Source organism: Pseudomonas sp. LBUM1669 (assembly GCF_059695705.1).
Map to the genome: position 1 here is coordinate 191,619 of NZ_CP166784.1, position 26,169 is coordinate 217,787.

At 59.9% G+C, this 26,169-nt stretch carries 25 protein-coding genes; 15 read left to right on the forward strand and 10 right to left on the reverse strand.

Annotated elements, in window-relative coordinates:
- Positions 1-62 precede the first annotated feature (62 nt).
- Positions 63-581 carry an Mpo1 family 2-hydroxy fatty acid dioxygenase gene (locus ACA051_RS00870; RefSeq protein ID WP_497373110.1) on the reverse strand — a complete coding sequence of 173 codons (519 nt, stop codon included), beginning with the start codon at positions 579-581 and terminating at the stop codon, positions 63-65.
- Positions 582-665: 84 nt separating this feature from the next.
- Between ACA051_RS00870 and ACA051_RS00875 the strand changes: the two genes are divergently transcribed.
- From ACA051_RS00875 to ACA051_RS00890, 4 genes are all read left to right on the forward strand, one after another.
- Positions 666-1,352, forward strand: a complete 687-nt coding sequence (locus tag ACA051_RS00875) for a Crp/Fnr family transcriptional regulator (RefSeq protein ID WP_497373112.1) — start codon at positions 666-668, stop codon at positions 1,350-1,352.
- A gap of 244 nt (positions 1,353-1,596) precedes the next feature.
- Complete coding sequence (locus tag ACA051_RS00880; RefSeq protein ID WP_497306898.1) at positions 1,597-1,962, forward strand: response regulator; 366 nt, start codon at positions 1,597-1,599, stop codon at positions 1,960-1,962.
- Between the two features lie 114 nt (positions 1,963-2,076).
- On the forward strand, positions 2,077-2,325 hold the full coding sequence (locus ACA051_RS00885; RefSeq protein WP_497306900.1) for a helix-turn-helix domain-containing protein: 249 nt from the start codon (positions 2,077-2,079) through the stop codon (positions 2,323-2,325).
- Positions 2,318-3,550 carry a type II toxin-antitoxin system HipA family toxin gene (locus ACA051_RS00890; RefSeq protein ID WP_497373114.1) on the forward strand — a complete coding sequence of 411 codons (1,233 nt, stop codon included), beginning with the start codon at positions 2,318-2,320 and terminating at the stop codon, positions 3,548-3,550. The genes ACA051_RS00885 and ACA051_RS00890 overlap by 8 nt, the downstream gene beginning before the upstream one ends.
- Before the next feature lie 111 nt (positions 3,551-3,661).
- On the opposite strand, the gene ACA051_RS00895 is transcribed toward ACA051_RS00890, so the two are convergent.
- The gene (locus tag ACA051_RS00895) at positions 3,662-4,666 is read right to left on the reverse strand and encodes an AraC family transcriptional regulator (RefSeq protein ID WP_497373116.1); all 1,005 of its coding nucleotides are present in this window, start codon (positions 4,664-4,666) and stop codon (positions 3,662-3,664) included.
- 100 nt (positions 4,667-4,766) lie between these two features.
- On the opposite strand from ACA051_RS00895, the gene ACA051_RS00900 reads away from it, so the two are divergent.
- From ACA051_RS00900 to ACA051_RS00935, 8 genes are all read left to right on the forward strand, one after another.
- The gene (locus ACA051_RS00900) at positions 4,767-5,840 is read left to right on the forward strand and encodes a fatty acid desaturase (RefSeq protein WP_497373118.1); all 1,074 of its coding nucleotides are present in this window, start codon (positions 4,767-4,769) and stop codon (positions 5,838-5,840) included.
- 407 nt (positions 5,841-6,247) lie between these two features.
- Positions 6,248-6,829, forward strand: coding sequence for an alpha/beta hydrolase (locus ACA051_RS00905; protein ID WP_497306908.1), 582 nt, complete (start codon positions 6,248-6,250; stop codon positions 6,827-6,829).
- 59 nt (positions 6,830-6,888) lie between these two features.
- The gene (locus ACA051_RS00910; protein ID WP_497306909.1) at positions 6,889-7,824 is read left to right on the forward strand and encodes a sigma 54-interacting transcriptional regulator; all 936 of its coding nucleotides are present in this window, start codon (positions 6,889-6,891) and stop codon (positions 7,822-7,824) included.
- 158 nt (positions 7,825-7,982) lie between these two features.
- The gene (locus ACA051_RS00915; RefSeq protein ID WP_497306911.1) at positions 7,983-8,765 is read left to right on the forward strand and encodes a MetQ/NlpA family ABC transporter substrate-binding protein; all 783 of its coding nucleotides are present in this window, start codon (positions 7,983-7,985) and stop codon (positions 8,763-8,765) included.
- A 569-nt stretch (positions 8,766-9,334) separates the two neighbouring features.
- The gene (locus ACA051_RS00920) at positions 9,335-10,000 is read left to right on the forward strand and encodes an amino acid ABC transporter permease (RefSeq protein ID WP_497306913.1); all 666 of its coding nucleotides are present in this window, start codon (positions 9,335-9,337) and stop codon (positions 9,998-10,000) included.
- Positions 9,981-10,640 carry an amino acid ABC transporter permease gene (locus tag ACA051_RS00925; protein WP_403107649.1) on the forward strand — a complete coding sequence of 220 codons (660 nt, stop codon included), beginning with the start codon at positions 9,981-9,983 and terminating at the stop codon, positions 10,638-10,640. The genes ACA051_RS00920 and ACA051_RS00925 overlap by 20 nt, the downstream gene beginning before the upstream one ends.
- Positions 10,637-11,419: an amino acid ABC transporter ATP-binding protein gene (locus ACA051_RS00930; RefSeq protein WP_497373120.1), complete on the forward strand. Its 783-nt coding sequence runs from the start codon at positions 10,637-10,639 to the stop codon at positions 11,417-11,419. The genes ACA051_RS00925 and ACA051_RS00930 overlap by 4 nt, the downstream gene beginning before the upstream one ends.
- Positions 11,416-12,279, forward strand: coding sequence for a transporter substrate-binding domain-containing protein (locus ACA051_RS00935; protein ID WP_497373122.1), 864 nt, complete (start codon positions 11,416-11,418; stop codon positions 12,277-12,279). The genes ACA051_RS00930 and ACA051_RS00935 overlap by 4 nt, the downstream gene beginning before the upstream one ends.
- A 118-nt stretch (positions 12,280-12,397) precedes the next feature.
- Here the strand turns inward: ACA051_RS00935 and ACA051_RS00940 are convergent, their stop codons facing one another.
- A complete protein-coding gene (locus ACA051_RS00940) occupies positions 12,398-13,558 on the reverse strand; it encodes an AAA family ATPase (protein WP_497373124.1) in 1,161 nt (386 codons plus the stop codon).
- A 284-nt stretch (positions 13,559-13,842) separates the two neighbouring features.
- On the opposite strand from ACA051_RS00940, the gene ACA051_RS00945 reads away from it, so the two are divergent.
- From ACA051_RS00945 to ACA051_RS00955, 3 genes are read left to right on the forward strand one after another with little or no spacing between them, the layout of a single operon-like run.
- Positions 13,843-14,946: an efflux RND transporter periplasmic adaptor subunit gene (locus tag ACA051_RS00945; RefSeq protein ID WP_497373126.1), complete on the forward strand. Its 1,104-nt coding sequence runs from the start codon at positions 13,843-13,845 to the stop codon at positions 14,944-14,946.
- Entirely contained in the window at positions 14,943-16,010 is a 1,068-nt protein-coding gene (locus tag ACA051_RS00950; RefSeq protein WP_497306923.1) for an efflux RND transporter periplasmic adaptor subunit, read from the forward strand. Before ACA051_RS00945 ends, ACA051_RS00950 begins: the two co-directional genes overlap by 4 nt.
- Complete coding sequence (locus tag ACA051_RS00955) at positions 16,007-19,057, forward strand: efflux RND transporter permease subunit (protein WP_497373128.1); 3,051 nt, start codon at positions 16,007-16,009, stop codon at positions 19,055-19,057. Before ACA051_RS00950 ends, ACA051_RS00955 begins: the two co-directional genes overlap by 4 nt.
- A 144-nt stretch (positions 19,058-19,201) precedes the next feature.
- On the opposite strand, the gene ACA051_RS00960 is transcribed toward ACA051_RS00955, so the two are convergent.
- The 7 genes from ACA051_RS00960 to ACA051_RS00990 all read right to left on the reverse strand — a co-directional run bounded on the left by ACA051_RS00960 (position 19,202) and on the right by ACA051_RS00990 (position 26,166).
- On the reverse strand, positions 19,202-19,828 hold the full coding sequence (locus ACA051_RS00960; protein WP_497306926.1) for a class I SAM-dependent methyltransferase: 627 nt from the start codon (positions 19,826-19,828) through the stop codon (positions 19,202-19,204).
- 175 nt (positions 19,829-20,003) lie between these two features.
- Positions 20,004-20,360: a DUF6124 family protein gene (locus ACA051_RS00965; RefSeq protein WP_497373130.1), complete on the reverse strand. Its 357-nt coding sequence runs from the start codon at positions 20,358-20,360 to the stop codon at positions 20,004-20,006.
- A 542-nt stretch (positions 20,361-20,902) separates the two neighbouring features.
- Positions 20,903-21,547 carry a methionine ABC transporter permease gene (locus ACA051_RS00970; protein ID WP_077747487.1) on the reverse strand — a complete coding sequence of 215 codons (645 nt, stop codon included), beginning with the start codon at positions 21,545-21,547 and terminating at the stop codon, positions 20,903-20,905.
- The gene (locus tag ACA051_RS00975) at positions 21,537-22,658 is read right to left on the reverse strand and encodes a methionine ABC transporter ATP-binding protein (protein ID WP_497373132.1); all 1,122 of its coding nucleotides are present in this window, start codon (positions 22,656-22,658) and stop codon (positions 21,537-21,539) included. Before ACA051_RS00975 ends, ACA051_RS00970 begins: the two co-directional genes overlap by 11 nt.
- 2 nt (positions 22,659-22,660) lie before the next feature.
- Entirely contained in the window at positions 22,661-23,470 is an 810-nt protein-coding gene (locus tag ACA051_RS00980; RefSeq protein ID WP_497373134.1) for a MetQ/NlpA family ABC transporter substrate-binding protein, read from the reverse strand.
- 144 nt (positions 23,471-23,614) lie between these two features.
- A complete protein-coding gene (locus ACA051_RS00985) occupies positions 23,615-24,973 on the reverse strand; it encodes an LLM class flavin-dependent oxidoreductase (protein WP_497373136.1) in 1,359 nt (452 codons plus the stop codon).
- A complete protein-coding gene (locus tag ACA051_RS00990) occupies positions 24,973-26,166 on the reverse strand; it encodes an SfnB family sulfur acquisition oxidoreductase (protein WP_497373138.1) in 1,194 nt (397 codons plus the stop codon). The genes ACA051_RS00985 and ACA051_RS00990 overlap by 1 nt, the downstream gene beginning before the upstream one ends.
- Positions 26,167-26,169 lie beyond the last annotated feature (3 nt).

Genomic DNA, 26,169 nt, shown 5'->3' on the forward strand with positions numbered 1-26,169 from the left:
TACTGGGAATCTATGTACGCCATAGATCCCCAGTAGGAGCGAGGCTTGCCCGCGAAAGCGATCTACGCAGCAGCACGTTTCGGATTGACCCGCACCCCACCCACCCGCGCCTCGATCTGCTCTTTCAAATCCCGCCGCATCCCCAGCAAAAACGCTAGCTCAACCACCACAAACAACGGCCCGACAATCAACCCCGTCACATCATCGACAAACGCCGGTTTGCGTCCTTCATAGTGATGACCGACAAACTGAATCGCCCAGCCCACCACAAACATCCCGATCCCGCTCGCCAACCACACCAGCGTACTTTGCTGCGCGAGAACCTGACCCGCCCAAACGCACAGCCCCAGCAACACCGTCATCAACACCCCGAGGCGTACCTCCAGGCGCAGGTAAAACCACGCCGAGGCCAGCGCCACCAGCACCGCCGGCGACACCCAGCCACCAACCCATTGCGGCCGCGACAGCAACACCGCCACGGCCACCACAATCAGCGGAATCCCGATAAAGTGGCTGGCAATATTGCGCGGGTCACGGTGGTAAGCGGCGTATTGACTGAGATGGTCAACGAGGCTTTTCATTGTTATTCCTCCTGTAGGGTGATTGATCATGCCTCAGGTTCACGTTTCGCTCTGTCAGGCAGGCGACAATCTCCAGGAGTTTTCATGAACATGCAGGTTTGGCGTTCGCGCCTGGAGTCGGGGCAGTGGTTCAGTCATTTACCGGTTCCCTTACAGGATAGTCTGCTGGCTGCGGCCCGGGTGCGGCGGTTGTCGGCGGGGCAGCTGTTGTTTAAACGCGGTGATCCACCGTGCGGGTTGTATGCGGTGATCGAGGGCTCGGTGCGCATCGGAGCGGTCAGCGAGCAGGGCAAGGAGGCGTTGCTGAGCCTGGTGGAGTCGCCCCATTGGTTCGGCGAAATCTGTCTGTTCGACGGTCAGCCACGCACCCACGATGCTTTCGGTGTGGGCCAGTGCACGCTGTTGCACATCCCGCAGGCTGCGCTGCTGGCGTTGCTCGACGAACAACCGGTGTATTGGCGGCAGCTGGCATTGCTGATGAGCCACAAACTGCGCCTGACCTTCATCAACCTCGAACAGCTGAGCCTGATGCCCGCCCCGGCCCGCCTGGCTCACCGCCTGCTGATGATCGCCGAAGGCTACGGCGAATTCGATCCGCCGCGCCGGGTGCTGCAACTGCCCCAGGAGCAATTGGCGTCGATGTTGTCGCTGTCGCGCCAGACCACCAACCAGATTCTCAAGGATTTACAAGGACAGGGAATCCTCGACCTCAGCTATGGCGAGATCGAGATTCTGGATGCACAACGGTTGCGGGTACTGGCGATTGTTTAAACCACCACAAACCATTTAGCAGCCTGCGTTCGGATCTGTAGCAGCTGTCGAGCTTGCGAGGCTGCGTTCGGCTGCGCAGCAGTCGTAATATCAGGCAATGCGGTGTATCAGACCGATCGTGCACACAGTATTTACGACTGCTGCGCAGCCGAACGCAGGCTTCGCTAGCTGCTACAGATGTTGTTATGACTGGGCTTTCTTTGCGAAGGCGCCTAGCCTGTGATGACGACAATCGAGGTGTGCCATGCGTGTGCTGTTAGTAGAAGACGAACCGGAGATCGCCAAACTCCTGGCCAACGGCCTGAACGAGGCGAGTTACTCAGTCGATGTGGCGCTCAACGGTATGGACGGCCGCCGCTTCATCGAGTCCGGCGAATACGAGTTGATCATCCTCGACGTGATGCTGCCGGGGCTCAACGGCTGGCAGTTGCTGCAACAGATCCGCAAGCTCGGCGAAACACCGGTGCTGTTGCTGACCACAAAGGATGGCATCGAAGATCGCCTGCGTGGGTTGGAGCTGCATGAGGACGATTACCTGCTCAAGCCGTTTGCCGTGAGTGAATTGGTGGCGCGGGTGCGCAAGTTGTTGCGGCGGGATCGGGGGCGCTGAGGTTCGCGGGCCTCAGGGTAAAAAATGAGCTGGACTTAGGCGTCAAACTGCACTAAATACAATGCATATTAACGGTTTGTTGTAAATTGCACGGTATACGATGCGGGATGAACAATGGAAAACCTTGGCAAACTCATTCGGTCTTTACGCAAAGAGCGAAAACTTTCTCAGGATGCACTGGCAAAAAAGTACGGCATGAGCCGTTCCACGATTTCAGGCATCGAGAACAATACAATCTCCGAAATCGGTCTCCGCAAGGTTGAGGCGATCCTCAACGGCTTCGGATACGAGCTCACCGCCGTGCCCCGTCAGTCGAAGCGCCCAACGCTGGACGCTCTGAAAAAGGTTAACTTCCATGGGTGAGCCGCAGGGAAAGGACAGGCTGCACATCAGTGTGTCCGCAACGGCCGTCGGCACGCTCGGTCGTGGTCAGTCCCGCGGCGATTCAGTCTTTACCTACGCTGAAAACGCGCAGGAGGAAAACGCAGTCTCGCTGACCATGCCAACTCGTCTTGAGAGTTACATGTGGGAGCAAGGTATACCGCCCATTTTCGAAATGAACCTGCCAGAGGGTGCCCTGCGCGATGAGTTGGTTCGCCGTTTCAGCAAAGCGGTCCGCGGGTTTGATGATTTTGCCATGCTGGCGATCGTTGGCCCGTATCAGCTTGGACGAGTGGGTATTGCGAACGCTCCAGATGCGAGTGAACGGCCCCCGGAAACCAGCCTCGCGGATCTTCTGGTGCATGACGGTGCGCAGGGCTTGTTCGATGATCTGTTGCACACCTATGGCCAGTACTCGGGTGTTTCGGGTGTGCAGCCGAAAGTGCTGGTCCGGGACAGTGCGACATCGGTCGACCGGCTGACCCATCGAGGCGCGACGCACCTGGTCAAATCCTTTCGTCCAGAGGAATACCCCGAACTCGCGGCCAACGAATATTTCTGCATGCGGGCTGCACTGCATTGCGGACTTGAAGTGCCGACATTTGAACTCAGCGATCACGGCAAATTTCTGGTCGTTGAACGTTTCGATCTCAATGAAAAAGGCTATTTGGGATTCGAGGATTTTTGTGTCCTCAATGCCTGGCCGACGAAGGCCAAATACGATGGCTCGTATGAAGGTGCTGCGAAGCAAATCAAAGAATTCGTCTCCCCGCCATTGCTCAACCAGGCGCTTGAATCTTTTTTCAAAATCGTCGCGCTCTCTTCTGGAGTGAAGAATGGCGACGCTCACCTCAAGAACTTCGGCGTGCTGTACGAGCATTGCGCCGCCGATGCGCAGATCAGCCTTGCTCCGGCCTACGACATCGTCACGACATCGGTCTACATCAAGTCCGACAGCATGGCGTTGCTGTTGGGCGGATCAAAGGCTTGGCCCAAGTACAAAATGCTGATGCGGTTTGGTCGTTCGGCCTGCAACCTGACGGAAGGGCGTTGTAATGAACTGCTGCAACAGGTTGCTCATGGGATGGATGTGGCGATGGGTGAGATGGCTCACTACATTCGGGCTAACAGCGGTTTTGCCGAGGTTGGCAACGCGATGATGGATCAGTGGAAATCAGGTGTTGCACGAAGTCTGGTCAAAAGCTGAAAGATTTGCGGCGTTGCAACGGACGCCTTCGCGGGCAAGCCACGCTCCTACAGTGATACGCGGTCATTGCCTGCGAAGAGGCCAGAACAGGCAACCCACCTTCCAGATCAGTCACCGCAACCCATCCCGAAACTGCCCCGGCGTGATCCCGGTCCAGCGCTTGAAGGCGCGGCTGAAGCTGCTGGTATCGGCGAACCCCAGCAAATAACTGATTTCGCTCAACGAGCATTGCGGGTCGCGCAGGTGCAGCAGCGCGAGGTTTTCGCGGCTTTCATTGAGTAGCGTGTCGAATCGATAGCCTTCGTCCGCCAGATGCCGTTGCAGGCTGCGCAAGCTCAGGTGCAGGGCCTTGGCGATGTGTTCGGCGCTGGGCTCGCCTTCGGGCAATTGTTCTTCAATGGCGTCGCGGACCTTGCGCTCCCAGGTCAGCGGCTTGAGTTGCGCCAGGGTGCGCTTGAGCACCGCCTCGTTGTGTTCGGCCAGCTCCGGGTTGGCATCGTCCAGGTGGCTGTCGAAGTCCACGAGGGCAAATTCCAGTCGGTCCTCGTCGGCGGCGAAGTGCACCGGCGAACGAAAGACTTTGTGCCATTGATGCGGGTCGGCCGGCTCCGGGCGGCGCAGGTACACCGCCAGCGGGGCATATTCGCGGCCCAGGCGATTGCGGCAGGTGCGCACGTAAATCGCGGCAAACGCGTCGATGGCTTCCAGTGCCGGTGCGGGATTGCCTTCGGGGATTTTCAGGCGGAAGCGGTAGCGATCCTCGGTGCGAGTCAGCTCCAGTTCCAAAGCATCGCTGACCACCTGGTGATAACGCACGATGCGCTCGAACACCTCGCGCAGACTGCCGCTGGCCACCAGCGCATAACCGAGCGCGTGAAACGTAGTCGGGCTGACGAAGCGTGATACACGCAAGCCGATCGCCGGGTCGCCGCTGACCTGTACCGCGATTTCCCACAGGCGCGTGGTGCCCGACAACGGGTAACGGGCGTTCGGGTCGTCCATCAATTGCGGGTCGAGCCCCGCCTGGTGGCACAGGGCGGTGCTGTCGAGGCCCAGCGCATCGAGTTGCTTGCGCAGGGCGCGGGTCCAGCTGGCGAGGGAGGTCGGTTCAGTCATGCTGATTGGCGCTTCCGGTCAACAGGTTGGCGTTCACGGCTACCACTTTGTGAGGGTTCACAAGGCAGGATGCGAACATCAATAACCAGAGGATGGAAGCATGGACGGTACTTCTGCAAGTCCCCAGCGACTGAATGCAGCCCAACGATCAGCCCATATTCGCCAAGTGGTGCTGGCCAGAGGGGTCGAGCTGCGCAAGCGCTATCCGATTCTCAACCATCAGGACGCCTTGGGCGCGGGCATTCTGGCCTTTGCACTGGCTGGAATGATCGGTTCCGCGGCGCTCTACATGACCGGGCATATGGCCTGGTGGGCGTGCCTGTTGCTCAACGCGTTTTTCGCCTCGTTGACCCACGAGCTGGAACACGACCTGATTCATAGCATGTACTTCCGCAAACAACGCGTGCCGCACAACTTGATGATGGGCCTGGTGTGGCTGGCGCGGCCAAGCACGATCAATCCATGGATTCGCCGGCATCTTCACCTCAATCACCACAAGGTGTCCGGTACGGAAGCCGACATGGAAGAGCGCGCGATCACCAACGGCGAGCCTTGGGGATTCGCGCGGTTGTTGATGGTCGGCGATAACGTGATGTCGGCGTTCATTCGCATGCTGCGAGCCAAGACCTGGGCGCATAAATTCAGCATCATCAAACGCACGCTGAAGGTCTACGCGCCGCTGGCGCTGGTGCATTGGGGCGCCTGGTACGTGTTCCTCGGTTTCCATGGGGCGAATGGCATCGCCTCTTTGATGGGGGCGCCAATCGAATGGTCGGCGACCACGCTGTCGGTGATGCAGGTCATCGACATCGCGGCGGTGGTGATCATCGGCCCGAACGTGTTGCGCACGTTTTGCCTGCACTTTGTCAGTTCGAACATGCATTACTACGGTGATGTGGAGCCGGGTAATGTGATTCAGCAAACCCAGGTGCTGAACCCTTGGTGGATGTGGCCGATGCAGGCGTTCTGCTTCAACTTCGGCAGCAGCCACGGGATTCATCACTTTGTGGTGAAGGAACCGTTTTACATCCGCCAGATGACCGTGCCGGTGGCGCATAAGGTGATGCGCGAGATGGGCGTGCGGTTCAATGATTTCGGAACGTTTGGGCGTGCGAACCGATTTGTGCGTGAGGAGGCCACAGAGGCGCAGCAGGTGGGTGCCGCTCAGGCTTGATGAATGCGTTCGGAAACTCAATGGCAAGGGACAGCGAGACAGCTAAGGCGGCGAAGGCGCTCGTCATCAATCTGACCCAAAGGGACGATACGTTAATGACGTGAGCAGGAGGGGCTTAACGGTAATTTATGCGTTTTTAATCTAATAAAGGCATTAAATATTCCTTTATTGGATGACCGTTTCAGCCAATCATCGCATCCCAATGAGGTTGATTGCGCTAGCAGATTTTGAGTTTCCGGGGCCGTCTCCTTGGCAGGGTGCGGCCCCTTTTTTTGTCTGTTCCAGAAAGATGCGATCAGGCTATATATTCTTTATGGGTCTTAATAAATAGCTTCTTATTCCTTAACGGATATAACTCTCCTCCCTATACTCGGTCGGGAACAGACACGCAGCAGGAGAGCTCCCCCATGCGCAACGAATCAATTCGCTACCTGATTGTGCCGGGCTGGCAAGGATCGCCGGAAGATCATTGGCAAAGCCACTGGCAGAACAGTCTGCCGAATAGCGCGCGGGTGGAGCAGGCCGACTGGCTGACGCCGCGTCGTGAAGACTGGGTCGCGGCGCTGGCCGAAGCGATTGCTGCCGACAGCACGCCGGTGATCTTGATTGCGCACAGTCTGGGTTGCATTACGGTCGCCCATTGGGCCGCCACTGCACCGCTGCATTTCTTGCGTCAGGTACGCGGCGCCTTGCTGGTCGCACCGGCGGACGTCGAGCGCCCCGCGTGCTCGCCGGCGCTGCGTAACTTCGCACCGATCCCTGACCACTTGTTGCCCTTCCCGAGCCAGGTCGTCAGCTCCGACAACGACAGCGCCGTGAGTGCGCCGCGAGCCCTTGAGCTGGCCCGCAACTGGGGCGCCGAGGCGGGGATTCTGGCGGGTGCCGGACACATCAACGTGAAGTCCGGGCATCAGCGCTGGGAGCAGGGCTTTGCCTATCTCTACCGCCTGCAAAACCGAATGGAACACCACGCCCTGCGACGCGCTTGAACCTTTTTCTTTTTTAGAACGCCAACCCGTCTCCCGGCGGTTTTGGGCGGGAGTCTGCCATGAGTTTTGAAGCCTTCGGTCAGCCACTGCTGACCTTTCCCGACGCAGAAAAAAGTCCCCTGAGCATTCGCGCCAAGGCGCTGGTGTTTGTCGATCCACGCTCCCGGCAGTTGCGCCAGGAGCTGGAACAATTGGCGCCGCGCTCGATCTCGGTGCTGATCCGTGGTGAAACGGGTAGCGGCAAGGAATTGCTCGCGCGGCATATCCACCGTGCCAGTGATCGCGGCGGGTTGTTCGTCTCGGTCAATTGCGGCGCTATCAGCCCGACCTATGCCGATGCCGAGCTGTTCGGCTATGCCGCCGGCAGTTACAGCGGCTCGGCCAGCAGCCGCGCGGGGTGGTTCGGTTCGGCCAACGGCGGCACGCTCTATCTGGATGAGATCGGCGACTTGCCGCTGCCGATCCAGATCAAATTGCTCGCCGCCCTGGAAAACCACGAAGTCACCCGCGTTGGCGCGCATCAACCGAGCCCGGTGGACGTGCGCCTGGTGGCGGCCACCAGTATCGATCTGGCCCAGGCGGTGGCGGCCGGGAAATTCCATGAGCGGCTTTATCACTACCTCAGCGAAGGCCAGCTCGAACTGCCGGCATTGCGCGAGCGGGTCGGCGATATCCTTTCGTTGTCCGAATATTTCCTCGGCATCTACAGCCAGCGCCTCGACCTGCCGGTGCCGCTGATCAGCGAGTCTGCACAGCTTGTACTGGAGCGGCACAGTTGGCCGGGCAACACCCGGGAGCTGGAGAACGTCATTCACTTTGCGCTGCTGGTCAGCACCGGCGACGAGATTTTGCCGGAGCATTTGAATCTGCCTGAAGTGCCCGTGTCGTTGCTGCAGATCGAGCAGCAAATCGCGCAAGTGAGCAAAAACGGCACGGCTGAGGAGCGTTCGGCACTCAAGCGTTTGCTGGAACGCCTGACGCAGACGCTGCAGTGATCTTTATGAACAAAATGGAATATGAAAGTGAATAAAAGATATTGTTCGGGAATAAAAAATCCCGGTATTGTCCGCTTCACGCCAGCGATAGCACTTCACTGGCACACGTACTAATAGCCGTCGTCGATGACGACCGTGATTTTCGATAAGGACACTGCATGAAAAAGGTTCTGTTGTTCACCGCACTGGCGGCTGCCCTGAGCGCGGGCCTGGCCCAGGCGGGCGAGAAACTGGTGGTTGCGGCGACCCCGATTCCACACGCCGAGATTCTTGAACTGATCAAGCCAACCCTCGCCAAAGAAGGCGTGGACCTGGAAATCAAAGTGTTCACCGACTACGTTCAACCGAACGTACAGGTCGCTGAAAAACGTCTGGATGCCAACTACTTCCAGACCAAGCCGTATCTGGATAGCTTCAACAAAGGCAAAGGCACCAACCTGGAAACCGTCATCGGTGTTCACGTTGAACCGTTCGGCGGCTACTCGAGCAAATACAAATCCCTGGCCGAGCTGCCAAACGGCGCGACCATCGCTCTGCCTAACGAAGGCAGCAACAGTGGCCGTGCCCTGCTCCTACTGCAGAAGGCTGGCCTGATCGAGTTGAAAGACCCGAAAAACGCCCTGTCCACTCCGAAAGATATCGCCAAAAACCCGCACAACTTCAAGTTCAAGGAGCTGGAGTCGGCCATGTTGCCGCGCGTTCTGAAGGAAGTGGATCTGGATTTGATCAACACTAACTACGCGCTGGAAGCAGGTCTGAACCCGGCTAAAGACGCGCTGGTCATCGAAGGTGCCGATTCGCCTTACGTGAACTTCCTGGTGGCTCGTCCGGACAACAAGGACAGCGTCGCCATCCAGAAACTGGCCAAAGCCTTGACCAGCCCGGAAGTGAAAGCATTCATCGCCAAGAAGTACAGCGGCGCGGTACTGCCGGCGTTCTGATTCGCGAGGTAAACCCCTTCAAGGTTTTGAACGCCGACGGCTAGCAATAGCGTCGGCGTTTTTTTGCATGTGCACATCCTATGTGGGAGCGGGCTTGCTCGCGAAGAGGGAGTGTCAGTCAACATTGATGTTGCTGACACGCCGCATTCGCGAGCAAGCCCGCTCCCACAGGGTTGATCAGCCAAGAATAGGTCAGGCCACCCTGGCCTTCAGCGCCCGGCGCAACGCCACCAATAACTTCACGATTTCCTGCGGATCCAACCGCTGTGGCACTTTCATGTCAGCCATTTTTCTCTTCCTTGTGAGGGTTCGGCCAGGGAGTCTGGCCAAAAGCTGTGCGTCCTTGGAGGGTCTTTTTGAAAAAAAGATCCCTCCTACAGCTGCAAGGAAAATAGTCGTCTTCCTTCGCCACGGCAAATCCGCAGGATAGTTTTTTGCGTGATATTAATATGCTTTAACGGTATTTAAATTCTTCTTTTTATACCTTTAAAGTCGGTGCCTGCCGGGCAGTTATCCACTGCCCATGGACTGCACCACCGTCGCTTACCCCGCGACGTCCAGGATGTTCAATGAACTTCGATTACGCTTTTATCCTCAGCACCCTGCCGGCGTTTCTCAAAGCCGTGGGCGTAACGCTGCAGGTCGGCTTTATCGCCATCGGCACGTCGCTGCTGGTGGCCTTGATCAACGCAACGATTCTGGTGTTTCGCACGCCCTACCTGCAGCGGCTGGTCGGACTTTACGTCGAGTTGGCGCGCAACACGCCGCTGCTGATCCAGCTGTTCTTCGTTTACTTCGCCTTGCCGGTATTGGGCATCAAGGTCTCGGGGTTTGCCGCGGCGATCATCACCATGACCTTCCTCGGCGGCGCTTACCTGACCGAAGTCCTGCGCGCCGGCGTAGACGCCGTGCCCCAGGCCCAACTCGAATCCGGCCGCTCCATCGGCTTGTCCCGCGGGCAATTGCTGCGCTACGTAATCCTGCCGCAAGCCGGGATTCTCAGCCTGCCGTCGCTGTTCGCCAATTTCATCTTCCTGCTCAAGGAAACCACCGTGGTCTCGGCGGTGGCGGTGCCGGAGATTCTCTACACCACCAAGAGCTACATCGCGCTTTACTACAAAACCTACGAAATGCTCGCCGTGCTGACGCTGATCTGCGTGCTGCTGTTCTTGCCACTGTCGCTGCTGCTCAGCCGCCTGGAAAGGAGGCTCCAGCATGGCCAGTTCGGGTCTTGAGTTGCTTTGGGTGTCCTTGCCGCAACTGGGCAAAGGTGCGGCGCAAACCTTGTCGATCTCTTTTCTGAGCATCGCCATCAGCACCGTTGGCGGCGTGCTCTACGGTGTATTGCGCACGCTGAACGTCAAATGGCTGAACGCGATCCTGCGGGTCTACCTGGAATTGTTCCGGGCGATCCCGGTGCTGGTGTGGCTGTACCTGCTGTTTTTTGGCCTGCCGATCTTTTTCGGCCTGAGCATTCCCAGCTTCTGGTGCGCGGTGCTGGTGCTGTCGCTGTGGGGCGCCAGCGAAGTCGGCGAGGTGGTGCGTGGCGCGTTGCATTCGTTGCCGCGCGGGCAGCGTGAAGCGGGGTTGTCGATTGGCCTGGACGGCCCGCAACTCTACGGCTACGTACTCCTGCCCCAAGCGCTGAAACGCATGACGCCGCCGACCATCAACGTCTACACGCGCATCATCAAGACCAGCTCTCTCGCGGTGCTGATCGGCGTGGTGGACGTGATCAAGGTCGGCCAGCAAATCATCGAACGCACTTACGAATCCGTGCTGATCTACGGCGCGCTGTTCCTGTTTTTCTTTTTCATCTGCTACCCGCTGTCGGCCGCCTCGCGTGTGCTGGAGCGGCGCTGGACGCAAGCATGAGCGCATTGATCGAGTTCAAGGGTTTCAACAAGTTTTTCGGCGACCAGCAAGTGCTGGACGGTATCGACCTGCAAGTGAAGTCAGGCGAAGTGATTGTCATCCTCGGCCCCAGCGGTTGCGGCAAAAGCACCTTGCTGCGCTGCCTCAACGGCCTGGAAGTCGCCCACAGCGGCAGCTTGAACTTTGCCGGTCGCGAGTTACTGGACAAGGGCACCGACTGGCGCGAAGTGCGGCAGCAGATCGGCATGGTGTTCCAGAGTTATCACTTGTTCCCGCACATGAGCGTGCTCGACAACCTGCTGCTCGGCCCGGTCAAAGTACAGAAACGCGACCGCCGCGAAGCCCGCGATCAGGCCGAAGCCTTGCTGGCTCGCGTAGGCCTGCTGGACAAGCGCGATGCCTTCCCGCGTCAGCTTTCCGGTGGCCAGCAGCAACGCATCGCCATCGTCCGTTCGCTGTGCATGAACCCCAAGGTCATGCTCTTCGACGAAGTCACCGCCGCCCTCGACCCGGAAATGGTCAAGGAAGTGCTGGAAGTCATTCAGGGCCTGGCTCGCGAGGGCATGACCCTGCTGATCGTTACCCACGAAATGGCCTTTGCCCGTGCCGTGGCTGACCGAATTGTGTTCATGGATGCCGGGCGAATCCTCGAACAAAACCCACCCGAGATTTTCTTTACGAACCCGCAAACCGCACGAGCGCAGCAGTTCCTGGAGAAGTTCTCCTATGTCGCCGCTTTACCCAAAACGACTCAAACAAAGGAACTGGAACCGCTATGAAAACTGCCAAGACTTCACTGCTGCTACTCCCGCTGCTCGGCCTCGCTTTGCTGGCCGGCTGCAACAAAACCGAAGAACCCGCCAAGCCTGCGGCCACCGCCAGTTATCTGGAAAAAATCAAGGCTCGGGACAAGCTGATCGTCGGTGTCTTCACCGACAAACCGCCGTTTGGTTTCGTCAATGAAGCCGGGCGTTATGTGGGTTTCGATACCGACATCGGCCGTCAATTCGCCAAGGACCTGTTGGGCGACGAGAACAAAGTCGAGTTCGTCGCGGTGGAACCTGCCAGCCGGATTCCGTTCCTGCAAAGCGACAAGGTCGACCTGATCCTGGCCAACATGACCGTCACCCCGGAGCGCAAGGAAGCGGTGGAATTCACCAACCCGAACCTCAAGGTGGCGGTTCAGGCGCTGGTTCCGCAAGCCAGCACGGTGAAGAACCTCGATGACCTGGCGACTCGCACCACCATCGTCACCACCGGCACCACGGCCGATATCTGGCTGACCAAGAATCACCCGGACTGGAAACTGTTGAAATTCGAGAAGAACTCCGAGTCATTGCAAGCGCTGGCCAATGGGCGCGGCGATGCGTATGCGCAGGACAATCTGGTGCTGTTCAGCTGGGCCAAGCAGAACCCTGGCTATCGCGTGCTGAGCCAGACGTTGGGTGCGCAAGCACCGATTGCGCCGGCGGTGAAGAAGGGCAATATCGAGCTGCGTGATTGGGTGAATGATGAATTGGCGAAGCTGGGTGAGGAGAAGTATTTGCTCAAGCTGTATGACCAATATGTGCGTAAAGAGCTGAGCGATGACACCAAGCCTGAGAGCGTGATTGTTGAGGGCGGGAAGTGGCAGGGGTGATTCTCTAGCTTTTGCAGCGATCTTTCGGACGCCTTCGCGAGCAAGCCCGCTCCCACAGGGATCACCTAAATCCTGTGGGAGCGGGCTTGCTCGCGAAAGCGGTTTATCAGGCGCTGATTCAGTCCGGCCAATGCCAAGCTGGCTCATCCAGCATCCGCTGACCCACGATCCCCGTCTGGCCCAATGTTTTCTCCAGCACAATGCAATTGCACTCCAGGTCCTCCTGCAACGCAGAGATCAACCGCCGCGCATGGGATACCACCCACACCTGACACTGCTCCGACGCTCGGATAATCAACCGGGCCAACGCCGGCAACAGGTCCGGGTGCAAACTGGTTTCCGGCTCGTTCAGCACCATCAGCGTCGGTGGCCGAGGCGTCAGCAGCGCCGCCACCAGCAGCAAATAGCGCAAGGTCCCGTCCGATAACTCGGCCGCCGACAACGGCCGCAGCAACCCTTCCTGGAAAAACTCAATCGCAAACCGCCCGCCCTGCAACGGCGCGATATTCAATCGTGCACCGGGGAACGCGTCGCTGATCGCGGACTGCAACGCCTCGGGGTCGCCGATTTCACGAATCGTCTGCAACGCGGCGGCGAGGTCGCGACCGTCGTGGTGCAAAACCGGTGTGCGGGTGCCCAATTGTGGTTGGCGCACCGGCGCATCGGCATCGCTGCGAAAGTGATCGTAGAAGCGCCAGCGGCGGATGAATTCACGCAGTTGCATGACTTCCGGCGAGGTACGGAAGCTGCCGACCTGATCGAACAGGCTGTCGAAATTCGGCGTGTGGTGGGCCAGCACGTCCCAGCCACGACCGGCCCGGTTACGGATCATCGGGCCGTCGCGATCCACCAGCAGACTGGCCGGGCGATAAAACGGGCCGTTCCAGATGCATTCCTTCTTGATTTCCGGGTCCAGGGAAAACGCGGATTCGCTCGGCTCCGGCAACCCCAGGGCAATCGAATAGCTGAAATCCTCACCGGCAAACCCCAGGCGCAGGCGTTTGGCGCCGTGGCGCACGGTTGCCTCGATCGGGACTTCACCGCTACGCATGCGCCGGGTGATGTTTTCCGGCCCGGCCCAGAACGTCGAATGCAGCCCGCCCTCGCGGGCCAGGGCATTGACGACGCCGCCCTGAGCGGTTTCCGCCAGCAGGCGCAACGCGCGGTACAGATTGGACTTACCGCTGCCGTTGGGGCCGGTGATCAGGTTCAACCGACCCAGCGGAATCACCAACTTGTTGATCGAGCGGTAATTGGCCACCGCGAGGGTTTTGAGCATGGGAGCTTCCTGCTACAGGGGCAGACAGTTTGCCTTATTGTCGGGAGCACTGTGATCCCCTGTGGGAGCGAGCCTGCTCGCGATGGCGGTGCCTCAGCCAACATTGATGCCAACTGAAACACCGCCATCGCGAGCAGGCTCGCTCCCACAGGGGCTCCGCCAGCTGCTACAAGAATTGTGGCGTGATCGCTTTATTTGAAGCCGTCAGGTGTACCCGTTGAACCCTGTTCTAAGCTCACAGTCGTATCGCCAATGGCACGTCCGTACAACGCAAAGGAGTCTGCATGGCTGGTCCCGGATTGAAAATAGTGGTTGGCCTGAGCCTCCTTGCGCTGCTGACCGCGTGCGGCGATAAAAAACCGGTCGAGAAGGACCGTCCACGGGTCTTCGTCCAGGAGGTCAAACCCTTGGATTACGCTGCGTCGGTAACGCTCACCGGCGATGTTCAGGCCCGGGTCCAGACCGAATTATCGTTCCGCGTGGGCGGCAAGATCATTCAGCGCATGGTCGATGTCGGTGACCGGGTGTCGGCCAGACAAGTGCTGGCCAGACTCGATCCCAAGGACCTGCAGACCAACGTCGACTCAGCCCAGGCCCAAGTCACCGCCGAGCAGGCCCGGGTCAAACAGACCGCCGCCGCGTTCGTTCGCCAGCAAAAACTCCTGCCCAAGGGTTACACCAGCCAAAGCGAATACGATTCCGCGCAAGCCGCCTTGCGCAGCAGTCAGAGCGCGTTGACCGCTGCCCAGGCGCAATTCGCCAACGCCCGTGAACAGCTCGGCTACACCGCGCTGATTGCCGAGGCGCCGGGCGTGATTACGGCGCGTCAGGCCGAGGTCGGCCAAGTGGTGCAGGCGACGGTGCCGATTTTCAGCCTGGCGCGCGATGGTGAGCGTGACGCGGTGTTCAACGTCTACGAATCGCTGCTGGCCGAGGCGCCGGAGGATAAAACCATCGTGGTCAGCCTGCTCGACAACCCGTCGATCAAGACCACCGGCACCGTGCGGGAGATCACCCCGGCGGTGTCCGCGCAGACCGGCACCGTGCAAGTCAAAGTCACCCTCAATGGCCTGCCCGAGGGCATGCAACTGGGCTCGGTGGTGAGCGCCACGGCCAAGACACCGGGCAAGTCCGCCGTGGAGTTGCCGTGGTCGGCCCTGACCAAAAACCTCAGCGATCCGGCAGTATGGCTGGTGGACGGTGAAGGCAAGGCGCAACTGCACACCGTCACGGTCGGTCGTTACCTGACCGGCAAAGTGATCATTAGCGCCGGCCTGCAGGGCGGCGAAAAGGTCGTTATCGCGGGCGGTCAGTTGCTGCACCCCGGCGTGAAAGTTGAAATCGCCGAAAACACCTACAAGGATCTCGCAGTGGAAGCCCAGCCATGAAGCGTCTGTTACTGGTGTGCACTGCGGTGATGCTGGCGGCCTGCTCGAAAGAAGAACCGCCGCCGGAGCCGATACGTCCGGTGCTGTCGGTCAAGGTCCAGTCGCTGGACGAGGAAAATCTCGGCCGTTTCGCCGGCAGCATCCAGGCCCGCTATGAAAGCAATGTCGGGTTCCGCGTGCCGGGGCGCATCGCCAGCCGTAACGTCGATATCGGTGCCGAAGTGGAAAAGGGTGCGCTGCTTGCCACCCTGGACCCCACCGATCAGCAGAACCAGCTGCGTTCCGCCCAGGGCAATCTGGCCAGCGTCCAGGCGCAATACATCAACGCCCAGGCCAATGCCCGGCGCCAGCAGGAATTGTTCGATCGCGGCGTCGGCGCCCAGGCACAGCTCGATATTGCCCAGACTGACCTCAAAACCACCCAGGCCTCCCTCGATCAAGCGAAGGCAGCGGTCGATCAGGCCAAGGATCAGCTCAATTACGTTGAGCTGCGCTCCGACCACAAAGCCATCGTCACCGCGTGGAATGCCGAAGCCGGGCAAGTCGTCACCGCCGGCCAGCAAGTGGTGACCCTGGCGCAGCCGGACATCAAGGAAGCTGTGATCGACCTGCCGGACACCCTGGTCGACCAGCTGCCGACCGACGTCGTGTTCCAGGTTGCAGCGCAACTGGACCCGAGCATCAACACCACCGCCATCGTTCGTGAAATCGAGCCCCAGGCCCAGAGTGCGACCCGTACCCGTCGAGCCCGCCTGACCCTGACAGACACACCGCCCGGTTTTCGCCTGGGCACCGCGATCAGCGTCACCCTCAGTTCAGCGATCAAACCGCGTATCGAATTGCCGCTTAGCGCGCTGCAGGAAGTCGACGGCAAATCGCGCATCTGGGTCATCGATACGCAGACCCAGACCGTTTCCCCACGGGACGTCAGCCTGGTCAGCCGCACGGATTCAACGATGATCCTGGCCAATGGCGTGAAGTCCGGTGAGCGGGTAGTCAGCGCGGGTGTGAACAGCCTGAAACCCGGGCAAAAAGTGAAAATCGACGAGGACAGCCCCCAATGAAAGGGAGTTTCAACTTATCCGAATGGGCCCTCAAACATCAGTCGTTTGTCTGGTACCTGATGTTTGTCGCGCTGCTGATGGGCGTGTTCTCGTACATGAACCTGGGCCGCGAGGAAGACCCGTCGTTTACCATCAAAACCATGGTCATCCAGACCCGCTGGCCGGGCGCGACCCAGGAAGAAACCCTCAAGCAGGTCACTGACCGCATCGAGAAAAAACTCGAAGAGCTCGATTCCCTCGACTACGTGAAAAGCTACACACGGCCGGGCGAATCGACGGTGTTCGTCAACCTGCGCGACACCACCAGTGCCAAGGACATCCCGGAAATCTGGTACCAGGTGCGCAAGAAGATCAACGACATTCGCGGCGACTTCCCCCAAGGCCTGCAAGGGCCGGGGTTCAACGACGAATTCGGTGATGTGTTCGGTTCGGTCTACGCTTTTACCGCCGACGGCTTGTCCATGCGCCAGTTGCGCGATTACGTGGAACAGGTTCGCGCTGAAATTCGTGAAGTGCCGGGGCTGGGCAAGGTTGAGATGGTCGGTGAGCAGGATGAAGTCCTGTACCTGAATTTCTCAACCCGCAAACTGGCGGCGCTGGGCATCGATCAGCGCCAGGTGGTGCAAAGCCTGCAAACCCAGAACGCGGTGACCCCGGCCGGTGTGATCGAGGCCGGTCCGGAGCGCATCTCGGTGCGCACCTCGGGGCAGTTCGCTTCCGAGAAAGACCTGGCCAACGTCAACCTGCGGCTCAATGACCGCTTCTACCGCCTGGCCGACATCGCCGACATCAGCCGTGGGTACGTTGACCCGGCGACCCCGGAGTTTCGGTTCAACGGCCACCCGGCCATCGGCCTCGCCATTGCCATGAAGAAGGGCGGCAACATTCAGGAATTCGGCAAGGCGTTGCACCAGCGCATGACCGACCTGACCGCCGACTTGCCGGTGGGCGTCGGTGTGCACACGGTGTCCGATCAGGCCGAAGTGGTGGAAAAAGCCGTCGGCGGCTTCACCAGTGCCTTGTTCGAAGCGGTGGTGATCGTGCTGGTCGTAAGCTTCGTCAGCCTCGGGGTGCGCGCCGGGCTGGTGGTGGCGTGCTCGATCCCGCTGGTGCTGGCCATGGTGTTCATCTTCATGGAGTACAGCGGCATCACCATGCAGCGAATTTCCCTCGGCGCGCTGATCATCGCCCTCGGCCTGCTGGTGGACGACGCCATGATCACGGTCGAAATGATGGTCACGCGCCTGGAAATGGGCGAGACCAAGGAGCAGGCGGCGACGTTTGCCTACACCTCCACGGCGTTCCCGATGCTCACCGGTACGTTGGTGACGGTGGCCGGTTTCGTGCCCATCGGGTTGAACGCCAGCTCGGCGGGCGAGTACACCTTCACGCTGTTTGCCGTTATCGCGGTGGCGATGCTGGTGTCGTGGGTTGTCGCCGTGTTGTTTGCCCCGGTGATCGGCGTGCACATTCTCAGCACCAACGTGAAACCCCATAACGCCGAGCCGGGCCGCATCGGTCGTGCGTTCAATTACGGTATGTTTTGGGCCATGCGTAATCGCTGGTGGGCGATCGGTATCACCATTGCGCTGTTCGTGGCCTCGGTGTTTTCCATGCAGTTCGTGCAGAACCAGTTCTTCCCGTCCTCGGACCGCCCGGAAATCCTCGTCGACCTCAACCTGCCGCAAAACGCCTCGATCGCCGAAACCCGCAAGGCGGTGGACAAGCTCGAAGCGACCCTCAAGGACGATCCGGACATCGTGCGCTGGAGCACTTACATCGGCGAGGGGGCGATCCGTTTCTACCTGCCCCTCGACCAACAATTGCAAAACCCGTACTACGCGCAATTGGTGATCGTCAGCAAAGGCCTGGAATCGCGTAACGCCCTCAGCCAACGCTTGCGCGAGCGGCTGCGCAAAGATTTCGTCGGCATCGGCAGCTACGTCCAGGCGCTGGAAATGGGCCCGCCGGTGGGTCGCCCGATTCAGTACCGGGTCAGTGGCAAGGACATCGATCAGGTGCGCAAGCACGCCATCGCCCTGGCCACCGAGCTGGACAAGAACTCGCACATCGGCGAGATCATTTACGACTGGAACGAACCGGGCAAAGTCCTGCGCATCGAGATCGCTCAGGACAAGGCGCGTCAATTGGGGCTGTCGTCGGAAGACGTGGCCAACCTGATGAACAGCATCGTGGTCGGTTCGCCGGTCACTCAGGTCGATGACGATATCTACCTGATCAACGTCGTGGGACGCGCGGTGGACGCGGAGCGCGGCACGCCGGAAACCCTGCAGAACTTGCAAATCGTGACCCAGAGCGGCACGTCGATTCCGCTGCTGGCTTTCGCCACGGTGCGCTATGAACTCGAGCAACCGCTGGTCTGGCGCCGCGACCGCAAGCCGACCATCACGATCAAGGCGGCGGTGCGCGACGAGATTCAGCCGACTGATCTGGTGAAACAGCTCAAACCCGACATCGATAAATTCGCCGCCGGTTTGCCGGTGGGTTACTCGGTTGCCACGGGCGGCACGGTGGAGGAGAGCGGCAAGGCCCAGGGGCCGATTGCCAAGGTGGTGCCGTTGATGCTGTTCCTGATGGCGACCTTCCTGATGATCCAGCTGCACAGCGTGCAGAAGCTGTTCCTGGTGGCGAGTGTCGCGCCGCTCGGCTTGATTGGCGTGGTGCTGGCGCTGATCCCGACGGGCACGCCGATGGGCTTTGTGGCGATCCTGGGGATTCTGGCGCTGATCGGCATCATCATCCGCAACTCGGTGATTCTGGTGACCCAGATCGATGCCTTGGAGAAAGAGGGCGTTTCACCTTGGGATGCCGTGGCGCAGGCCACGGAGCATCGGCGCCGACCGATTCTGCTGACCGCTGCGGCGGCCAGCCTGGGGATGATCCCGATTGCCCGGGAAGTGTTCTGGGGGCCGATGGCTTACGCCATGATTGGCGGGATCATTATTGCGACGTTGCTGACGTTGCTGTTTTTGCCGGCGCTTTATGTCGCCTGGTACAAAATCCGCGAGCCGAAAAAAGAGACTTGAAATCGAGCGCTCCGCGCTCATCGCGGGCAAGCCACGCTCCCACAGGATTTGCGTCGATAACAACTTCCAGGATCGACACAAAAACCTGTGGGAGCGTGGCTTGCCCGCGAAGACGTCAGCCCAGGCACCACAAGTCTGAAGGCTTCACACTTTGCGCCAAACACTCGCCAACCAAGGCTGCTGCTCCCGCGGCAGCCCCGCCGGCCGGTAGTAATGTTCCAGCTCCACAAACCCCGCCTCAGTCAGCAATTGCTGCCACGCCTCAAGATCGTGATACGCCCCATACCGCGGCCCGTTCCACCCTTCCTGATTCTCCCCTCGCGGATTGGAACTGAACAACACACCCCCCGGCTTCAACGCCCCGCGCAACGCCTTCAACACCCGAGGCAATTCCTGGCGCGGGATATGAAACAACACCGCGTTGGCAAAAATCCCGTCAAAGCGTTCGGCCGGCAGATCCAGCTTCAGAAAGTCCTGCTGCCACACCTCGCATCCACTGTCCTCGCGCGCCATCTGTGCAAACTTCTCTGAACCGTCGAGCCCGACAGCCGTGTGGCCCATGCGTGTGAACGTCTGCAAATCCCGCCCCGGCCCACAGCCAAAATCGAGAACGTCGAACGGCGCCTCGCCCTGAATATGCCGCAGCAGGGCGTCGATGTTCTGGCTGACATCATGATCGCGAGTCCCCTCGCGAAAATCTTCGGCCACCGAGTTGTAATGGCCCAGGGTGGTGGCGGTGATCTTCTGGAGGTCGTCGGGGGTCTGTTTCATGGTCGGCTGCGCAGGCAATGGGGATTTGCCGAATATACGCCATCAGACTTGGGGCTGCTTCGCAGCCATTCGCGGGCAAGCCTCGCTCCTACAGTTGACCGAGTTGTTTCGACAGACGCGTACTCCTGTAGGAGCGAGGCTTGCCCGCGAAGGCGATTTCACTGACGACGAAGCCTCAGCGCTGCTTCATCCCCAAACAATCAATGGAGCGATCAACCATGGCTTTGGCAATCTCCAGCAAATGCCAAACGGAAAACACCATGGCTCGATCCGCCCCCTTGAGGTGGTCGCCACACTGATACGCCGTGACCGAAGCACAGCGCAGCAAATCCGCGACATAGAGTTGGGTGTCTTCAAAGCTCACGTCTTCACTGACGTTGTAGAACCGCAGTTCATCGGGCGCCGAAGGCTGTTCTCCGGTGAGGTAGAAATCGATCGCACGATAAAGGGCGGAGCGGTCTCTTAGCCTGTCGTCGGTGGGTTTGCCTTGGGTGGACGTTTCGGGAGGTGGATCGGGGACGGATCTTTTCATTGGTGTTGCTCCTATTGCTGCAGGGGAGCTGACACCTTCGCCTACTAAGCGGTGGGTGGCAGCTGTGCGCAGGTAGTAGGCCGGTCAATAGGAAAACCGGTGCACCCGAGAGTGCCCCACGCACAGCCGCCATTTTCTGCACGCGGTAAGAAACACCGGGCATGAGCATGGAACCGCCATACGCCTATTGTTCCGGGCTACTAAACCCGATCACTGATGAGCAGTGACGGGCCGAGACTAGCCACCGAAATTGGCAGGCGCAAGCGAGCGGAATGATCTAGGAAATGTCCTGCAAATGAAAGGGACCAAGCCTGTAGGCACGCTGATTTTCCTGTGGGAAATATTCCCCCTGTTGCGAAGGAAATTGCCTGTGTCGAGGACGCTTTTGTGGCGAGGGAGCTTGCTCCCGCTGGGCTGCGAAGCAGCCCCCAGCCATTCAATGAGGTGTGTCAGATAAACCCGGTCTAAAGATCTTGCGACTGCTGCGCAATCGAGCGGGAGCAAGCTCCCTCGCCACAAAAGCTCTACAACCTTGACCGTGTTCAGCGCTTGTTAAGCCCCCGCGCCAACCGATCCCCACCCAGCTGGATAATCGCCACCAACACCACCAGCAGCACAATCACCGTCAGCATGATCTGGCTATCAAACCGCTGATACCCATACCGGTACGCGATGTCCCCCAACCCACCCGCACCAATCGCCCCGGCCATGGCCGACGAGTTGATCATGGTCACCAGCGTAATGGTGAAACCACCGACAATCCCCGGCAGCGCCTCAGGCAACAGCACATGCCAGACAATGTGCCAGCGCCGGCATCCCATCGCCTGCGCGGCTTCGATCAACCCGTGGTCCACTTCGCGCAAACTGACTTCGGCAATGCGTGCAAAGAATGGCGTGGCCGCAATCGTCAGCGGCACCACGGCGGCCCAGACACCATACGTGGTGCCGACGATCAATCGGGTAAACGGAATCAGCGCCACCATCAGAATCAGAAACGGAATCGAGCGGAACAGGTTCACGAAGGCGCCCAGTGCACGGTTCAACGCGGGTGCTTCGTAGATGCCGCCCTTGGTGCTGGTGACCAGAATCACCGCCAGCGGAATGCCCGCCAGCAGCGCAATCAGCGACGACACGCCCACCATCAGAAACGTGTCGATGAAACCTTGCAGCAAGCGATCAAACCACATAACCGAGCACCTCCACCTGTTGCGCCCAGTGGCCGGCGCGCTGGCGCAGTTCTTCAGCGCCGAGCGCCGAACCGGTCACCGCCAGCAGCAATTGCCCTAGCGCGTGGCCCTGAATGCGTTCCACGCCACCTTGCAGCAGCCTCACGCGGCCACCGAGGGCGCTGAACAGTGCTGCCAGATCCGGTTCGTCCGTGGCGCTGCCGGTGAAGCGCAAACGCAGCACAACCGCCGCGTCCGAGGACTGAGGTTGCAGGCGCAAGCGGCTTTGCAGTTCTTCCGGCAGAGCGTGTTGCAGCGGCGCGAGCAAGGTTTTGCTGACCTCATGCTGCGGGTTACCGAACACTTCCCAGACTGGCCCTTGCTCGACGATTTTCCCGTGTTCCAGCACCACCACCCGATCACAGATATCGCGGATCACCGCCATCTCGTGGGTGATCAGCACGATGGTCAAACCCAGCCGCTGGTTGATCTCGCGCAGCAGGCCGAGGATCGATTGTGTGGTCTCCGGGTCCAGCGCGGAAGTGGCTTCGTCGCACAGCAGAATTTCCGGGTCATGCACCAGGGCGCGGGCGATGCCGACGCGCTGTTTTTGCCCTCCGGACAGCTGCGCCGGATAGGCCTTGTGCTTGCCTTGCAGGCCGACCAACTCCAGCAGTTCGCGGACTTTCTGTTCGCGTTTTTCCTTGGGCACACCGGCCACTTTCAGCGGCAATTCGACGTTCTGCCAAACGGTCTTGGCCGACATCAGGTTGAAGTGCTGGAAGATCATGCCGATCCGTCGGCGCAGCGCGACCAGGCGGTCTTCATCGAACTCGCCGATGTCCACTTGATCGATCAGCACCCGGCCGCTGCTCGGTTGTTCGAGGCGGTTGATGGTGCGGATCAGCGACGACTTGCCGGCGCCGCTGCGACCGATGATGCCGAACACCTCACCGCGCTGGATCGCCAGGTCGATGCCGTGCAACGCCGCCACCGGACCCTGCTGGCCGGTGTAGGTTTTACCCAGGCCGATAAAGCGCACGTGGGCACGGTTCAGGTCCGGATGCAGTTCGGTCTGTTCGGCTATATGTGGCTCTGGAACATCCAGTCGCCGTTGGATCGCGGCCGTCATCCTCAGCTTTCCCAGCCAGCTTGATAGAGCTTGCCGTGAGCCTTGTCCAGCGCCGCACGAACGGCCGGCGAATGCTGGTAGATGTCGACGAACTTAATCAGGCGCGGGTCGGTTTTGCTCTTGGGCTGGATCACGAACTGGATCACGTATTCCTTGTGATCGAGGCCATCAAACAGCAACGCCGAACCGGCATCGAAGGTCTTCGACAGCCGGATGTAGGCCGGGTAGCCCTGGACCAGATCGGCATCGTCGTAGGCGCGCACCAGTTGCACGGCTTCGACCTGGAGGATTTTGATTTTCTTCGGGTTGGTGATGATGTCTTCTTCGGTGGCCTTGTAGCCGACACCCGGTTTGAGCGTAATCAGGCCAGCCTTGGCCAGCAGTTGCAGGCCGCGACCGCTGTTGATCGGGTCGTTGGCGATGGCGACGCTGGCGCCTTGTGGCAGCTCGTCGAAGCTTTTGTATTTTTTCGAGTAGAGGCCGACGTTGTTGATGATCCCCGGCGCGAACGGCACCAGGTCAAAACCGGCGGCGGCCTTGGCGTTCTCCAGGAACGGGACGTGCTGGAAATAGTTCACGTCGATGTCGCCGGCCGCGAGGCTGACGTTGGGGGCGATCCAGTCGCTGAACTCCACCAGGTCGACTTGCAGGCCTTGTTTTTTGGCTTCCTCGACGGCGGCTTCCAGCGGGATGGCGAAGGCGGCGGTGGTGCCGACTTTTAACGGCGCTTCGGCGGCGAAAACCGCAGAGCTGAACAGGCCGAGGGCCAGGGCCAGTGCTTTGACTGGGTGGGAGAGGCAGGTCTTTTTCATGGTGGATTTTCCAGTCAGTGCATAAATTTGGGGTGTTTGGGCGGGCCTCTTCGCGGGCAAGCCTCGCTCCTACAGGTTCAGCGTCGTATCGGACATTTATGAACGACTCGATACCTGTAGGAGCGAGGCTTGCCCGCGAAGCTATTAGCGGCGGTAGGCCGAGCCGGTATGTTGCTCAGGCAAATGCGCTTCACCGTGAAACAGCTTTTCCCGCAGGCTGCCGTTGTCATAAGCCGTTTTGTACGACCCACGCCGCTGCAACTCCGGAATCACCCGCTCAATGAAATCCACATAGCTTTCCGGCGTGACAATCCGTGTCAGGTTGAAGCCATCCAGCCCGGTCTCGGCGATCCACGATTCCAGTTCGTCCGCCACTTGCTCAGGCGAGCCGACCACCGTGATGTAGCGGCCGCCGAGGGCGTGTTGCTCGAGCAATTTGCGCCGGGTCCAGTCGTTGTTTTGCAGGTTTTTGGTCGCCGACTGGATCGCATTGCTCTTCACGTACTGGATCGGCTCGTCGATCTCGTATTCGGAGAAGTCGATCCCGGTCGACGCCGAAAAATGCGCGACACCGGCCTCGGCGCTGGCGTAGCTCAGGTACTCGGCGTGCTTCTTCCAGGCAAGCTCTTCGGTGGCGCCGACGATCACGTTCAAGCCCATGAACACCTTGATGTCCTCGGGATTGCGCCCGGCTTCAACAGAGCTGGCGCGAACCTTGTCTACCTGAACCTTGGTCGACGGTTTGTTCTGCCCGCTGATGAACACGCACTCGGCATGACGCCCGGCGAACAGCAAACCGCGATCGGAACTGCCCGCCTGGAACAGCACCGGCGTGCGCTGCGGCGACGGCTCGCAGAGGTGATAACCCTCGACCTGATAGAACTCGCCCTTGTGCTCGACCTTGTGCACTTTTTCCGGTTGGGCGTAGATCCGTTGCTGCGGGTCATTCAGCACCGCGCCGTTTTCCCAGCTGCCTTCCCAGAGTTTGTAGAGCACTTCCAAGTATTCATCGGCCTGGTCGTAACGGCGGTCGTGTTCCACCTGTTCGCTCAGGCCCATGGCTTTGGCGGCGCTGTCGAGGTAGCCAGTGACGATGTTCCAGCCAACCCTGCCTCGGCTCAAGTGATCGAGCGTCGACATGCGCCGGGCGAACAGGTACGGCGGTTCGTACGTCAGGTTGGCGGTGAGGCCGAAGCCGAGATTTTTCGTCACCGCCGCCATGGCCGAAACCAGCAGCAGCGGATCGTTGACCGGCAGCTGGATCGACTCTTTCAGCGGCACATCGACGGAGTTCTGGTAGACGTCGTACACGCCGACAATGTCCGCGATGAACAGACCGTCGAACAACCCGCGCTCCAGCAACTGCGCCAGTTCGGTCCAGTATTCGATGGTTTTGTATTGGGTGGAGGTGTCCCGTGGATGCGTCCACAGGCCGTGGTTGATGTGCCCGATGCAGTTCATGTTGAACGCGTTGAGCAGGATCTTCTTTTTCACCTCGGCCATCAGAGGGTCCCTCGCAACGGAGGGTTTTCATCGTTGAGGTAGTAGTTGCCGACGGCGTGATACTTCCAGCGCACCGGGTCATGCAGCGTATGTACGCGAGCGTTGCGCCAGTGGCGATCGAGGCCGTGTTCGATCAGCGTCGCCTGGCTGCCGGCCAGTTCAAACAGCGTGCTGCCGGCGGCGAGGGAAATGTCGGTGCTGATGGCGCGGGCTTCGGCGACGGCAATCGACGCGGCGGCGACGGTCTCTGCGTTGGTCGTGGCCTGAGCCTTGTCGAGGAATTCGCCGGAGCGTTCCAGCAAGGCTTCAGCGGCGTGCAGGCGAATACTCAGGTGGCCGAAGCTCTTGATGGTCAGCGGGTCGTCAGTGGCTTTTTCATGGGTGGCGTCGATCCACGGCCGGGTTTTGGTGCGCACGAAGTGCAGGGCATCTTCATAGGCGGCGCGGGCGATGCCGGTGTCGATGGCGGCGTGAAGAATCTGTGCCAGTGGGCCAACGGTGGTCGGGCGCTCGAAGGCACTTTGAAACGGGATCACGTCTTCGGCGGCGACATAGACGTCTTCGAACACCACCGAACCGCTACCGGTGGTGCGCTGGCCGAAACCGCTCCAGTCGTCGATGACGGTCAGGCCCTTGCTGTTGTGGGGGACGAACGCCAGTTGCTGCACGCCGTTTTCGTCGACCACCGAGGTCGGGATGCGTTGCGCGTAGATCGCTCCGGTCGCGTAGAACTTGCGACCGTTGATGCGATGACCGTCTCCGTCGCGGGTCAGGCTGGTGACGCGGTCGTGGGCGGTTTTGGTGCCCAGTTCTGCCAAGGCATTGCCGAAGCGCTGGCCGGCGAGAACTTCGGCGTACAGGCGCTTTTTCTGCTCTTCGCTGCCGTTCACGCGCAGCACTTCGAGGGCGTAGAAATGGTTCTGCGGGATCTGTCCGAGCGAGCCGTCAGCCTGGGCAATCAGTGCGATCACTTTGGCCAGGGTGACGTTGGAAACGCCAGCGCCACCGTACTCCTTGGGCACGCTGATGCCCCAAAGACCCGAGCGGGAAAACACTTCCAGCTCCGGGTGCGGCAAACGGCGTTCGCGGTCGCGCAGGGCGCTGTCGCGTTTGAAATCTTCGGCCAGATCGGTAGCGACGATCAGGGCTTGCTCATCGCTGGTGATGACCGCGACGTGGTGAGAAAGAGTCATGTG

Excerpts from the sequence above, each read along its gene's own strand:
- ACA051_RS00940 (WP_497373124.1), bottom strand. The coding sequence starts at position 13,558 with ATGCTCAAAACCCTCGCGGTGGCCAATTACCGCTCGATCAACAAGTTG.
- ACA051_RS00875 (WP_497373112.1), top strand. The coding sequence starts at position 666 with ATGAACATGCAGGTTTGGCGTTCGCGCCTGGAGTCGGGGCAGTGGTTC.
- ACA051_RS00890 (WP_497373114.1), top strand. The coding sequence starts at position 2,318 with ATGGGTGAGCCGCAGGGAAAGGACAGGCTGCACATCAGTGTGTCCGCA.
- ACA051_RS00955 (WP_497373128.1), top strand. The coding sequence starts at position 16,007 with ATGAAAGGGAGTTTCAACTTATCCGAATGGGCCCTCAAACATCAGTCG.
- ACA051_RS00950 (WP_497306923.1), top strand. The coding sequence starts at position 14,943 with ATGAAGCGTCTGTTACTGGTGTGCACTGCGGTGATGCTGGCGGCCTGC.
- ACA051_RS00970 (WP_077747487.1), bottom strand. The coding sequence starts at position 21,547 with ATGTGGTTTGATCGCTTGCTGCAAGGTTTCATCGACACGTTTCTGATG.
- ACA051_RS00895 (WP_497373116.1), bottom strand. The coding sequence starts at position 4,666 with ATGACTGAACCGACCTCCCTCGCCAGCTGGACCCGCGCCCTGCGCAAG.
- ACA051_RS00920 (WP_497306913.1), top strand. The coding sequence starts at position 9,335 with ATGAACTTCGATTACGCTTTTATCCTCAGCACCCTGCCGGCGTTTCTC.
- ACA051_RS00905 (WP_497306908.1), top strand. The coding sequence starts at position 6,248 with ATGCGCAACGAATCAATTCGCTACCTGATTGTGCCGGGCTGGCAAGGA.
- ACA051_RS00980 (WP_497373134.1), bottom strand. The coding sequence starts at position 23,470 with ATGAAAAAGACCTGCCTCTCCCACCCAGTCAAAGCACTGGCCCTGGCC.
- ACA051_RS00945 (WP_497373126.1), top strand. The coding sequence starts at position 13,843 with ATGGCTGGTCCCGGATTGAAAATAGTGGTTGGCCTGAGCCTCCTTGCG.
- ACA051_RS00880 (WP_497306898.1), top strand. The coding sequence starts at position 1,597 with ATGCGTGTGCTGTTAGTAGAAGACGAACCGGAGATCGCCAAACTCCTG.
- ACA051_RS00900 (WP_497373118.1), top strand. The coding sequence starts at position 4,767 with ATGGACGGTACTTCTGCAAGTCCCCAGCGACTGAATGCAGCCCAACGA.
- ACA051_RS00975 (WP_497373132.1), bottom strand. The coding sequence starts at position 22,658 with ATGACGGCCGCGATCCAACGGCGACTGGATGTTCCAGAGCCACATATA.
- ACA051_RS00935 (WP_497373122.1), top strand. The coding sequence starts at position 11,416 with ATGAAAACTGCCAAGACTTCACTGCTGCTACTCCCGCTGCTCGGCCTC.
- ACA051_RS00915 (WP_497306911.1), top strand. The coding sequence starts at position 7,983 with ATGAAAAAGGTTCTGTTGTTCACCGCACTGGCGGCTGCCCTGAGCGCG.
- ACA051_RS00885 (WP_497306900.1), top strand. The coding sequence starts at position 2,077 with ATGGAAAACCTTGGCAAACTCATTCGGTCTTTACGCAAAGAGCGAAAA.
- ACA051_RS00990 (WP_497373138.1), bottom strand. The coding sequence starts at position 26,166 with ATGACTCTTTCTCACCACGTCGCGGTCATCACCAGCGATGAGCAAGCC.
- ACA051_RS00925 (WP_403107649.1), top strand. The coding sequence starts at position 9,981 with ATGGCCAGTTCGGGTCTTGAGTTGCTTTGGGTGTCCTTGCCGCAACTG.
- ACA051_RS00985 (WP_497373136.1), bottom strand. The coding sequence starts at position 24,973 with ATGGCCGAGGTGAAAAAGAAGATCCTGCTCAACGCGTTCAACATGAAC.
- ACA051_RS00930 (WP_497373120.1), top strand. The coding sequence starts at position 10,637 with ATGAGCGCATTGATCGAGTTCAAGGGTTTCAACAAGTTTTTCGGCGAC.
- ACA051_RS00965 (WP_497373130.1), bottom strand. The coding sequence starts at position 20,360 with ATGAAAAGATCCGTCCCCGATCCACCTCCCGAAACGTCCACCCAAGGC.
- ACA051_RS00870 (WP_497373110.1), bottom strand. The coding sequence starts at position 581 with ATGAAAAGCCTCGTTGACCATCTCAGTCAATACGCCGCTTACCACCGT.
- ACA051_RS00960 (WP_497306926.1), bottom strand. The coding sequence starts at position 19,828 with ATGAAACAGACCCCCGACGACCTCCAGAAGATCACCGCCACCACCCTG.
- ACA051_RS00910 (WP_497306909.1), top strand. The coding sequence starts at position 6,889 with ATGAGTTTTGAAGCCTTCGGTCAGCCACTGCTGACCTTTCCCGACGCA.